Genomic DNA, 12,394 nt, shown 5'->3' with positions numbered 1-12,394 from the left:
GGGTTTGCGCTCAGCCCTCGGTCGCGAGCGCCTTCAACCGGTAAAGCGCGCCGAGCGCGTCGCGCGGGCTCATCGCATCGATGTCGAGCTTCGCCAGGTCTTCGCGCAGCACGTCGCACGCCACCTCCTCGATCTGCGCGGCGGCCGCGAACAGCGGAAGATCATCCAGCCCCGCCGCCAGGCCGCCAGTTTTGGCACGCCCGGCTTCCAGCTTGGCAAGCACCGCTTTCGCCCGCTGCACGGTGATCGGCGGCATGCCGGCGAGGCGCGCGACGGCCAGACCGTAGCTGCGATCCGCCGGCCCGTCGGCGAGTTCGTGGAGCAGGACGAGTTCGCCCTTCCACTCGCGCGCGCGAACGTGATGCAGCGACAGCGCCTCGCAGCGTTCGGCAAGCCGGGTCAGCTCGTGATAATGCGTCGCGAACAGGCAGCGGCATCGATTGTCCTCGTGGATCGCCTCGACCACGGCCCAGGCGATCGCGAGGCCGTCATAGGTGGAGGTGCCGCGACCGACTTCGTCGAGGATCACGAAGCTGCGCGGCGTCGCCTGTGCGAGGATGGCGGCGGTTTCGACCATTTCGACCATGAAGGTCGAGCGGCCGCGCGCGAGATTGTCCGACGCGCCGACGCGACTGAACAATCGGTCGACGAGACCCAGCGTGGCCTTGGTCGCCGGCACATAGCTTCCGGCCTGCGCCAGGACCGCGATCAGTGCATTCTGGCGCAGGAAGGTCGATTTGCCGCCCATGTTCGGGCCCGTGACGAGCCACAGTCGCGAGGATTCCGACAGGTTGCAGTCGTTGGCGACGAACCGGTCGCCCGACTTGGCGACGGCGGCTTCGACTACCGGGTGTCGGCCTCCTTCGATCTCGAAACAGGCATGGTCGACCAGGATCGGGCGCGACCATTGCCCCTCGGCTGCGCGCTCGGCGAGACCGGCGGCGACATCGAGCCGGGCGAGCGCGTCGGCAGTCGCGGCGATCGCCTCGCGGCCGACGAGCGCCCGCGCGGTAAGATCCTCGAGATGGGCCGACTCCGCCGCCGTGGCATGCGCACCCGCCTGCGACACTTTCGTTGCGACATCGTGCAGCGCGGGCGTGTTGAAGCGTACGACACCTGCGAGGGTCTGGCGGTGCGTGAAACCGCTGTCGGGCTTCATCAGCGAATCGGCAGCTCGTGCAGGGACCTCGACATGATAGCCGAGCACGCCATTGTGGCGGATCTTGAGCGCGGACACGCCGGTCGAGGTGCGAAACTCGGCCTCCAGTGCGGCGATCGCGCGGCGTCCCCCAGCGCCGGTATCGCGCAGGTCGTCGAGAGCGGCGTCATATCCCGCCGCGATATACCCCCCGTCAGAGGCTTCGATCGGTGGCGATGGTACGAGCGCACGCTTGAGCAGGTCGATCAGGCTGCCATGCCCGCGCAACAGCGGTGCGACGTCGCTGAGCAGGCGCGGCGGATCGGTAAGTGCATCGAGCCGCTCCCCCAGGTTCCAGGCGCCGTCGAGACCGTCGCGCAACTGGCCAAGATCGCGCGGTGATCCTCGACCCGCGGCGAGGCGGCCGAGCGCCCGGCCGATGTCCGGCAGCGCGCGCAGCGTCGCGCGCAACCGTTCGCGCAGCGCCTGGTCGTCATGGAACAGCCGGACAAGGTCGAGCCGCGCGTCGATCGCGGCCTTGTCCATCAGGGGCGCTCCGAGATCGGCACCGAGAAGCCGCGCACCGGCACCGGTGACGGTACGATCGACCGCGTCGAGCAGGCTTCCCTTGCGGACGCCGCCGGTGGTGCAGGTCAGTTCGAGGCTTTCCCGCGTCGCGGCGTCGATCGCCATCACCTGTGCTGCCCGCCCGATTCGCGGCGGCCGCAGGAAGGGCAGCGCGCCCTTCGCATTATGTTCGAGATACGCGATCAGACCGCCCGCCGCGGCCAGTGCGGCCCGCCCGAACTGTCCGAAGCCGTCGAGGGTCGCGACGCCGTAGATCCGCTTGAGCCGTGCCTCGCCCGCACCGCTATCGAAATCGCTCCTGGGGCGCAGCGTCGTGGCGGCCTCTGCGAAACCGCTCGCCTCGGCGACGACGATCTCGGCCGCGGCAAGTCGCGCAAGTTCGGCCCCGATCGCGTCATCGGCGACGTCGATGACCTCGAACCGGCCGGTGGACACGTCGGCCGCGGCAATCGCGACGGATCCCCCGGCTTCACCGATCGCCACGCACCAATTGTCGCTGCGCGCGTCGAGCAAGGCTTCCTCGGTCAGCGTGCCCGCGGTCACGACGCGCACGATCGCGCGGGCGACCAGCGCCTTCGATCCGCCGCGCGCCTTCGCCTCAGCCGGACTCTCGACCTGTTCGGCGATCGCGACGCGGTGCCCGGCCTTGATCAGTCGCTGGAGATAGGCGGTGGCCGCGTGGACTGGTACGCCGCACATCGGGATCGGCTTGCCCTCATGCTCGCCGCGGGCGGTCAGCGCGATGTCGAGCACCGCCGCGGCGATGCGCGCATCGTCCATGAACAGCTCGAAAAAATCGCCCATGCGGTAGAACAGCAGGCAATCCTGCGCCTCGGCCTTGAGGCCGAGATACTGCGTCATCATCGGGGTAGCGGCGGGAGTGGACATCGGCGCGGGGTAGCGAAAACCGTCCGCACGTCCAATAGCACTGCGAAGGGTTCCCAAGGGGTGACGAACAGCCACGCGTTCCGTAAAGGCAGGGGCTCCCCCTGCAGATACCCCCGAGGCCCCGCTTATGTCCGACGACAATAATCTCCAGTTCTCCGAACGCGAAGCGCTGCTGTTCCATTCGGAAGGCCGTCCCGGGAAGCTCGAGATCATTGCGTCCAAACCGATGGCGACGCAGCGCGACCTCGCGCTCGCCTATTCGCCCGGCGTGGCGATTCCGGTGCAGGCGATCGCCGACGATCCCTCGACCGCCTATGACTATACCGCCAAGGGCAATCTGGTCGCGGTGATCTCGAACGGGACCGCGATCCTCGGCATGGGCAATCTCGGCGCGCTTGCGTCGAAGCCGGTGATGGAGGGCAAGGCGGTACTCTTCAAGCGCTTCGCCGACGTCGATTCGATCGACATCGAGCTGAAGACCGAGGATGTCGATCGCTTCATCGACGCGGTCGAGCTGATGGAGCCGACTTTCGGCGGCATCAACCTCGAGGACATCAAGGCGCCAGAATGCTTCATCATCGAGCAGACGCTGCGCGAGCGGATGAATATCCCCGTATTTCATGATGATCAGCACGGCACGGCGATCATCTGTGCAGCCGGGCTGATCAACGCCTGCCTCGTGACCGGGCGCAAGCTTGGCGACATCAAGCTGGTCGTCAACGGCGCGGGCGCGGCGGCGATCGCGTGCACCGAGCTGATGAAGGCGATGGGCGTACGGCCCGACAACGTCATCATGTGCGACCGTACCGGCGTGATCTACCAGGGTCGCGACGATGTGAACCAGTGGCAGTCGGCACATGCCACGACCAGCAGCGCGCGGACGCTGACCGAGGCGCTGGTCGGCGCGGACGTGTTCCTCGGCCTGTCGGCGGCAGGCGCGCTCAAGCCCGAGATGGTCAAGGACATGGCGGCCGCGCCGATCATCTTCGCGATGGCCAATCCCGAGCCCGAGATTCGCCCGGAACTGGCGATGGCTGCGCGCCCCGACGCGATCGTCGCGACGGGACGGTCGGATTATCCGAACCAGGTCAATAACGTGCTGTGCTTCCCGTTCATCTTCCGCGGTGCGCTCGACGTCCGCGCGACGGGGATCAACGACGCGATGAAGATCGCCGCAGCCAATGCGATCGCCGAGCTTGCGCGCGAGCGTGTGCCCGAGGAGGTCGCGCTGGCGTACGGCGTCAGCCACAGCTTCGGCCCTGCCTATATCATCCCTGCGCCGTTCGATCCGCGGCTGATGGAGGTCGTTCCCGTCGCGGTCGCCAAGGCGGCGATGGCATCGGGCGTCGCGACCAAGCCGATTCTCGACATCGAGGCGTATCGCCAGTCGCTGCGCGCACGTCTCAACCCGACCACCTCGGTGCTGTCGATGGCCTATGAGGGCGCGCGGGCGCATCCCAAGCGCGTGATCTTCGCCGAGGGCGAGGAAGAGGTCGTGCTGCGCGCGGCGATCGCGTTCAAGGAGGGCGGCTATGGCACCCCGGTGCTGGTCGGCCGCGACGACGTTCCGGACCGGTTGCGCGCGCTGGGCGTCACCGATCCCGAGAGCTTCGAGCTGCACAACAGCCGCGTCTCGCCGCTCGTGCCGAAGATGGTCGAGCTGCTCTATGCCCGGCTCCAGCGTCGCGGCTATCTGCGGCGCGACTGCGAGCGGATGGTGAACCAGGATCGCAACATCTTCGGTGCGCTGCTGCTGCAGCTCGGCGAAGGCGATGCGATGATCACCGGCATCACGCGCACGTACGGCGAGACGATGCGCCAGATCTACCGCGTGATCGATCCGGCCGCGGGCAAGACGCCGTTCGGCATCCACCTGCTCGTCGGGCAGAGCCACACGGTGTTCATCGCCGACACCACGGTGAATGAGCGCCCGACCGCCGAACAGCTCGCCGATTTCGCCGAGCAGACCGCAGCGGTCGCACGTCGCATGGGGCATGAGCCGCGCGTCGCGTTCCTGAGCTATTCGAACTTCGGCAATCCGAAGGGCGAGTGGCTCGACAATATCCGCGACGCGGTGACGGTTCTCGACGGCCGTCAGGTCGGATTCGAATATGAGGGCGAGATGGCGCCGGACGTGGCGCTCAACCCGAAGCAGCTGGCGAACTATCCGTTCGCGCGACTGTCCGGGCCGGCGAACGTGCTGATCATGCCGGGTCTTCAGTCGGCGCATATCTCGGCCAAGCTGCTGCGCGAGCTTGGTGGTGATTCGGTGATCGGGCCGATGCTGATCGGCATGGAGAAGCCGGTGCAGGTCGCGCCGATGACGAGCACGGCGAGCGAGCTGGTGACGCTGGCGGTGCTCGCCGCGGGTGGGATTGCTCGGTGAACTCTCCCTCTCCCCTTGGGGGAGAGGGAAGGGGCCCCGCGGCACTTGCCGTGGGAAGGGTGAGGGGTTTGAGGCTCGGACGGTGAGTCCCAACTGTCCCTTACCCTCCCACCGCTGCGCGGCGGGGCCCTCCCTCTCCCCCGAGGGGAGAGGGGTTTGTGATCAAGCGTCGATGCTCGTGCCTAGCGAGGCGTGGACGAGGCCGCCGTCGACGGTGATGGTCTCGCCGATCACGTAATCGCCGGCGCGGCTGGCGAGGTAGATTGCGGCGCCGGCCATGTCTTCGTCGACGCCGACCCGCTTGGCCGGGATCCCTTGCGCGACAGCGTCGCCGTGATCGCGGGCGGCCTTGTTCATGTCGCTGGCGAACGCACCGGGGGCGATCGAGGTGACGTTGATCGAATCGGTCACGAGCCGCGCGGCCATGCGCTTGGTCAGATAGATCAGCGCTGCTTTCGACGCGTGATAGCTGTAAGTTTCCCACGGGTTTAGGCGCTGGCCGTCGATCGAGGTGATGTTGATGACCTTGGCCGGCCGATCGCGCGATCCTGACGCCTTGAGCGCTGCGTGAAGCGCCTGGGTCAGGAAGAAGGGCGATTTGACGTTGAGGTCCATGACCTTGTCCCAGCCAACTTCCGAAAACTCCTCGAACGGCACGCCCCAGGCCGCACCCGCATTGTTGACGAGGATGTCGAGCCGGCTCTCATGCTTGGCGAACTGCGCCGCGAGCGCCTTGCAGCCGGCGACGGTCGAGACGTCCTGCGGCAGCGCGATGCAGTTGGGGCCAAGTTCGGCCGCCGCGGCTTCGCAGACATCCGCCTTGCGCGACGAGATATAGACCTTGGCGCCTGTGCGATGAAGCCCGCCGCGATCATCTTGCCGATGCCGCGGCTGCCGCCGGTGATCAGCGCGACGCGGCCGTCGAGACGGAACAGGGTGGTCGTATCCATGCGGCATCCTCCAGAGATTTTTGCGACTGGTATCGCCGCGCGGCGTGCGTAGCAAACCCGTTTTTCGAATCGCCGTGGTTTGACGAGGTGGTGCGCCGTACTGTTAGCGCAAAGCCGGCCCTCCTGCGCTCTCTTGATGGGTGCGGGACTAACGATCCCGGCCCGCATGCGCGTGTCCGCTACATCGACGGCAGAGCATCGGAAAAGGGCGGCATAGTCGGCTAAAAAAGGGGCTCGTCGGCGCGGCAACACGCTTCGTCGGATATGGTTCCGCGACGCCTTTCAATTAAATCCGCACTCCCGTAGCCAGACTGTGACGAACGGGTTTTGACCGGGGGGTCTCGATGAATTTCAAGGCGTTAGCAGCGCGTTTTGCGCTGGTGGTATCGTGCGGCCTGATGACGGCCACACCGGCAGCGGCCCAGTTCTGGCAGTGCGTGACCTTTGCCCGCTCGGTGTCGGGCATCGAGATCCGTGGCAATGCGAACACCTGGTGGAGCCAGGCCGAGGGCCGTTACGAGCGTGGCCATGCACCAAAGGCCGGTGCCGTCCTTGCTTTCTCGCCCACCTCGCGGATGCGCGTCGGCCATGTCGCAATGGTCTCGAAGGTCGTCAGCGACCGCGAAGTGCTCTTGACCCATGCCAACTGGTCGCGCCGCGGTGCGATCGAAACTAATGTCCGCGCGATCGACGTGTCCGACGCGGGTGACTGGAGCATGGTCAAGGTCTGGTACGGGCCGCAGGGCGATCTCGGTACCTCGCCCTATCCGACCAAGGGCTTCATCTATTCAGGCCATGCACCGCGTGGCGACATGCTCGACGCCCCCGCCCAGCCGTCGCTCCAGATGGTCAGCGTGCCGAGCGCAACGCAGCGTGCCAACGCTGCTCAGCTCGCCACGGTGCAGCATGGCCCGACCGACCCGCGCGGCATCTTCACGCTCGTAAACGACGCGGGCTGAACCAGTTAAGCGATTACTGGGCCGCCATCGCCCGGAACGTCAGCGCATCGCCGTTCATGCAATAGCGCTTTCCCGTCGGCTTGGGGCCGTCGTCGAACACATGGCCGAGATGCCCGCCGCAGCGTCGGCAATGCACCTCGGTCCGCGCCATCCCGAGCGTCGAATCGACCCGGGTCCGCACGGCATTGGGCAAGGGCTGCCAGAAGCTCGGCCATCCCGTCCCGCTCTCGAACTTGGTCTTTGACGAAAAGGCGGGCAGCGCGCAGCCGGCACAGGAAAAGATCCCGGCGCGATGTTCGCCGTTGAGCGGGCTCGAATAGGGTCGCTCGGTTCCTTCCTTGCGCAGCACGTTATAGGCATCCGGCGACAGCTTCTTGCGCCACTGCGCGTCGCTCAGTGTGACCTCGAAGCGTTCGGCGGCCTGGGCGGACTGCGACGAGCAGCCCCAGAGGGCAAAGCCCGCCGCGCCGCGCCGGCGAGCGTGAGGAACGTGCGGCGATCGGGCGATGTGTGTGTCATGGTCATGATATAAGTACGAACCTTGCCGCGAACAGGATGCGCGCGGAGGCGGGCGATGAAAGTCAGTAGCGGCTGATCTCGACCGGGAGCGAACGATAGCCGTGGACGAAACACGCGGCGACCCGGGTGGGGGCGCCGACCACGTTGATCCGCATTCGGCGCTTCGCCATTTCCTCGAGCAGGATCGCGAGCTGCATCTCGGCGAGCCTCGCCCCGACGCAACGGTGGATGCCGTGGCCGAAGGCGAGATGACGGCGCGCATTGGGACGGTCGACGCGGATCGCGTCGGCATCATCCCCGAACACGCTCTCGTCGCGATTCGCCGACAGATACCACAGGGCCAGCTTGTCGCCGGCCTTGATCGACTGGCCCTGCAGTTCGGTATCCTGCGTTGCGGTGCGCCGCATGTGCGCGAGCGGCGTCTGCCAGCGGAGGATCTCGCTCACGGCGTTGGGAATGAGCGCCGGATCCGCTTCGAGCATGGCGCGGGCGTCGGGAAATGCGTCGAGGCCATAGGCCAGCGCCGACATCGAGTTGCGGGTCGTGTCATTGCCCCCGACGATCAGGAGGATCAGGTTTCCGATGAATTCGTGATGCTCCATATGCGCCATCGCATCCGAATGGATCATCATCGAGATCAGGTCGGGGGTCGGCGGCCGGTCGATCTTGGCGTTCCAGAGAGTCTGGAAATAGGCCCCGCAATCAAACATATGCGCGAGCCGCTGCTTGCGCGTCTCCTCGTTCTTGACGAGTTCGATGTCGCCCGCCCAGTCCGACCACAAGGTCAGCTTGCGCCGATCCTCCCAGGGGAAGTCGAACAGGATGGCCAGCATCTGCGTCGTCAGTTCGATCGCGACGCGGTCCACCCAGTCGAACGGCGTGTTCCAGTCGAGCCCGTCGAGGATCTCCGCGGTGCGCCGGCGGATGTCGGGCGACATGCGGGTCATCTCGCTCGGCGTGAAGGCGGGCGCCACCGTGCGGCGCTGGCTGGTGTGGATCGGGCGATCGCGCGCGATGAACATCGGCATGCGAACGTCGCGATCGCGGTCAAATCGGCGAGCGTGATGCCGCCGGCTTCGGAGGAGTAGAGGTCGGGCAGCGACTCGACCTCGACGATCCCCCGGTAGTTCGAGACCGACCAATAGGGGCCGAAATCCGAGCTCGCGACATGGTGGACCGGGGCATGCGCGCGAAGGTGGCGGAAGGGGGCGTGCCAGACATCGTCGCGGTAGAGGTCCGCGCGACTGACATCGAGCGGGTCGATCGGGGGTTTTCCGGCTGCCGCCCCGTTGGTTACGGGGCCGCCAAGCGGAGCCGTCGTGATGTCCCCTGCAAGCGTCGCCACCCATCACTCTCCTGTTTTCGGGCAGGAGACCAATTACTGACAGCGATGTCAACAACCTGTGTCAGTGCGGTTTCGCGCGGCGCCAGAAGGGCCGGGCGCTGCCCGACTGGAGCACGCCGCGGCGGAACAGTCGTGCGCCAACGACGATGAAGATCGTCACCCACAAGGCCTGCCAGGCCAAGGCGGCGACGTGCGGCCAGAGCTCGGGCGAATTGGCCGCGTGCCCGGCCATCGCGAAGGGCGAGGAGAGCGGGAAGAGCTCGGCGAGCGTCGCGATCCAGCTGCCGGGGCGCGAGACCGCGGCGGACGAGAGACCGAACATCGCGACCTGAAGGATCGTGATCGGCAGCGACAGCATCTGGATCTCGCGCATCGTCGAGGCCTGCGCGCCGACGCCGAGAAACACTGATCCCAGAAGCAAATAGGCCATGGTGAAATAGCCCGCGAAGAGCAGCGCGAACATCGGCCCGCCGACCGCGGGGCGGAGATCGCCGATCGCCGCCGCCGCGCCTGCGGGAAGCAATGTAGTGACCTGTCCGACGACGGTTCCCCAGAAGGCGACGAACAGCACCGCGACGCCGAACATGCCGATCAGCTTGCCGAAGAACACCGATTCGAGCGGGACCGCGGCGGCGAGCACCTCGATCACCTTGTTGTTGCGCTCCTCGGCCATCGTCCCGACGACCTGGCCGGAGAGGAACAGCGTCAGGAAGAAGATCCCGAACACCGCGAAGAACGCCGACTGATGCTGGCCGCCGACCGATCCGCGCGACCGCGTGATCCGGGTCTTGGTCACGTCGATGGGGGGCAGCGTGCCGCCCGCCTGTTGCGCCGCGAGCGTGGTCTGCGCGAGCGTCGCGAGATAGCCCGCGGCGCGGTCGCCGCGGGGACCATAGAGGATCTGCGGCGCCGCGAGCGGGCCGTAAAGCACTGCGGCGGCGTCGATATCGTTGCGATCGAAGGCGTTGCGCGCCTGTGCCGCAGGATCGGCGGCGGCGGCCGGCTGGGTGGTCAGGTCGGGCGGTCCCTCGCCTGGCCGGAAGATGCCGCGCAGCCGCGTGTCGGCCTCGGCCATCATACGCGACTCGGCGGCGGGGAGGATCGCGATGATCTGCGCCTTGTCCTGCGCGCCGTCGGTCACGCTGGCCGCGCCGAGCCCGCCGACCGCCCCGAAGGCGCCCATGATGAGCGGCGCGAACAGGAAGAGCAGGAAGATCGGGGTGAAGACGGTTGCGGTGAAATCGCGGCGGGCGATGGTGAAGGTCTGGCGCAGCGTGCGGCGGAAGCGGGTCATGGCTGCGCCTCCTGCTGGCCGACGATTCGCACGAACGCCTCGTGCAGCCCGGGGCGTTCGATCGAGAGCCCGGAAATGCCGTATCCCGCGTCGATCAGCCGGACCAGCAGCGTCTCGATCCCGCCGCCCGGCAGTTCGAACCGCCAGCCGTCGCGATCGGGCAGTGCGTCGGGGGGCAGCACGCCGCGGATCGCGGGGTCGGGACGGTGCGGGGTGTAGTGCACGCGCTGGGGCAGGACGCCGCGCGCGTCGTCGACGGTCCCCTCGAACCGGCGCTTGCCGCCGGCGATGATCGCCAGCCGGTCGCACAGCCGTTCCGCATGGCTCATGATATGCGTCGAGAACAGGATCGTCGCGCCGCGATCGCGCTCGACAAGGATAAGCTTTTCAAGACGTTCCTGATTGACCGGATCGAGCCCGGAAAAGGGTTCGTCGAGCACGAGCAGATCGGGCTGGTGGACGACCGAGCCGAGCAGCTGGACGAGCTGCGCCATGCCCTTCGACAATTTGCGGATCTTCTCGTCGACCGCATGGCCGAGCCCCGCCCCCTCCATCAGCGTGACCGCGCGCGCACGTCCGGTCTTCCAGTCGAGACCGCGCAGCGCGCCCATGAACGCGATCGCCTCGCGCGCCTTCATCGCGGGATAAAGTCCCCGTTCCTCCGGCAGATAGCCGACATGATCCGAGGCGTCGCGCGGGCTGTCGAAGCCCAGCAGCGTGCGGTGGCCTTCATCGGGCTCGATGATCCCGAGCAGCATGCGCAGCGTCGTGGTCTTGCCCGCGCCGTTCGGGCCGAGCACGCCGTAGATCGCGCCGGTCGGCACGGCGATGTCGACGCCGTCGACCACCCGCCGGTCGCCGAAGCGCTTGACCAGCCCGCTGGCCTTGACCGCCCATTCCTCGCCCACGCGCAAACTTCCTTCAAGCCGAGCGGCTGTGGTAGCGGGCGGACGTGCCCGACGACAAGCCATCCGACCTCGAATCGCGCGTGAAGGCCAAGGCGGCCGAACTGGGCTTTGCGGCGTGCGGGATCGCGCGCGCGGATGCGGCGCCGCTGGCGGGCGAACGGCTGCACCAGTGGCTGGCCGAAGGGCGGCATGGCGACATGATCTGGATGGAGGAGCGGCGCGATCAGCGGGCGAGCCCCGCCGGGCTGTGGCCCGCGGTGCGCAGTGTCATCGCGCTGGGCATGAGCTATGCGCCGAAGGACGATCCGCTGCGGCTGGCGGAGCAAGGCGAGGTCGGCCGGATCTCGGTCTATGCGCAGGGCGCGGATTATCACGACGTCATCAAGCGGCAGCTAAAGGCGCTCGGCCGGTGGCTCGCAAGCGACGCGGTCGGTGTCGAATATCCGTTCGATCTCAAGGTGTTCGTCGACACCGCCCCGGTGATGGAGAAGCCGCTCGCGGAGGCGGCGGGGCTGGGGTGGCAGGGCAAGCACACCAATCTGGTCAGCCGGAAAGAGGGCAGCTGGCTGTTCCTCGGTGCGATCTACACGACGCTCGAACTGAAGGGCGATGCCGCGGGTCGGGATCTGTGCGGGAGCTGTGACGCGTGCCAGCGCGCATGCCCGACCGATGCGTTTCCGGCGCCCTACAGGCTCGATGCGCGGCGTTGCATCTCGTATCTGACGATCGAGCATGCGGGGGTAATTCCTGAGGAATTCCGGGCGGGTATCGGCAACCGCATCTATGGCTGCGACGATTGCCTGGCGGTGTGCCCGTGGAACAAGTTCGCCGCCGCCGCGAACGCCAATCTCGCCTTTGCGCCGCGTGCCGAGTTGGTCGCGCCCGAGATCGCCGATCTGATCGCGCTCGACGATGCGGGATTCCGCCAGGTCTTTGCCGGATCGCCGATCAAGCGGATCGGGCGCGACAAGATGGTCCGCAACGCGTTGATCGCTGCGGGGAATAGTGGCGATCCGGCCTTGTCGGAGGGCGTCGCGGCGTTGCTGGGCGACCCGGCGCCGGTGGTCCGCGGGACGGCGGTGTGGGCGTTGTCGCGACTCGACGCGGTGCGATTCGCGGCCGAGAAGGCGGATCGTCGTGGCGGCGAAAATGACGACGGCGTCCGCGCGGAATGGGACCGGGCGAACTTAAGCTGACGCGGGCCAAGTGACGCGCGACAGGGGAAATTATTCACGACGCCGGTGTAGGGGCGCGCATTCGAGACTTGCCTTGCGGGGGCAATGCGGACAGCGGTGGCGGTCCAAGGGGCGATGATTGCATATGTTGGCATTTTCCACTGCTACGATGGTCGCCGCGCTGGCGGTGCAGGCCGTCGACCCGCTGCCCGTCGCGCCGGTCCCGGTCGCGCCGTCGCCGGTG

The 12,394-nt window shown here is 67.2% G+C and carries 6 protein-coding genes and 3 pseudogenes; 3 read left to right on the top strand and 6 right to left on the bottom strand.

Annotated features, from left to right (window positions below; all coding sequences use genetic code 11):
* Positions 1–10: 10 nt before the first annotated feature.
* On the bottom strand, positions 11–2,590 hold the full coding sequence (mutS, locus tag NI18_RS06315; protein ID WP_037528836.1) for a DNA mismatch repair protein MutS: 2,580 nt from the start codon (positions 2,588–2,590) through the stop codon (positions 11–13).
* 151 nt (positions 2,591–2,741) lie between these two features.
* Here mutS and NI18_RS06310 point away from each other — a divergent pair, with 151 nt between their 5' ends.
* Positions 2,742–5,000, top strand: a complete 2,259-nt coding sequence (locus NI18_RS06310) for an NADP-dependent malic enzyme (RefSeq protein WP_031394701.1) — start codon at positions 2,742–2,744, stop codon at positions 4,998–5,000.
* A 162-nt stretch (positions 5,001–5,162) separates the two neighbouring features.
* Here NI18_RS06310 and NI18_RS06305 read toward each other — a convergent pair.
* A pseudogene (locus tag NI18_RS06305) lies at positions 5,163–5,950 on the bottom strand (SDR family NAD(P)-dependent oxidoreductase).
* Positions 5,951–6,294: 344 nt separating this feature from the next.
* Here NI18_RS06305 and NI18_RS06300 point away from each other — a divergent pair.
* Positions 6,295–6,909 carry a CHAP domain-containing protein gene (locus NI18_RS06300; RefSeq protein WP_084215060.1) on the top strand — a complete coding sequence of 205 codons (615 nt, stop codon included), beginning with the start codon at positions 6,295–6,297 and terminating at the stop codon, positions 6,907–6,909.
* A gap of 13 nt (positions 6,910–6,922) precedes the next feature.
* Here NI18_RS06300 and msrB read toward each other — a convergent pair.
* From msrB to NI18_RS06280, 4 genes and pseudogenes are all read right to left on the bottom strand, one after another.
* Positions 6,923–7,428 (bottom strand): annotated as a pseudogene (msrB, locus tag NI18_RS06295) (peptide-methionine (R)-S-oxide reductase MsrB).
* A 62-nt stretch (positions 7,429–7,490) separates the two neighbouring features.
* Positions 7,491–8,692 (bottom strand): annotated as a pseudogene (locus tag NI18_RS06290) (cytochrome P450).
* A 142-nt stretch (positions 8,693–8,834) separates the two neighbouring features.
* Entirely contained in the window at positions 8,835–10,067 is a 1,233-nt protein-coding gene (locus NI18_RS06285) for an ABC transporter permease (RefSeq protein ID WP_037528832.1), read from the bottom strand.
* Entirely contained in the window at positions 10,064–10,981 is a 918-nt protein-coding gene (locus NI18_RS06280; protein ID WP_037528830.1) for an ATP-binding cassette domain-containing protein, read from the bottom strand. Before NI18_RS06280 ends, NI18_RS06285 begins: the two co-directional genes overlap by 4 nt.
* Before the next feature lie 38 nt (positions 10,982–11,019).
* Between NI18_RS06280 and queG the strand changes: the two genes are divergently transcribed.
* Positions 11,020–12,171: a tRNA epoxyqueuosine(34) reductase QueG gene (gene queG / locus NI18_RS06275; RefSeq protein ID WP_037528828.1), complete on the top strand. Its 1,152-nt coding sequence runs from the start codon at positions 11,020–11,022 to the stop codon at positions 12,169–12,171.
* Positions 12,172–12,394: the final 223 nt, after the last annotated feature.

Origin of the sequence: Sphingomonas sp. Ant20, assembly GCF_000783375.1 — a bacterium.
GTDB lineage: Bacteria > Pseudomonadota > Alphaproteobacteria > Sphingomonadales > Sphingomonadaceae > Sphingomonas > Sphingomonas aerolata.
Note: the sequence above shows the minus strand (reverse complement) of the source record. Positions and strands in the feature narration are given on the sequence as shown.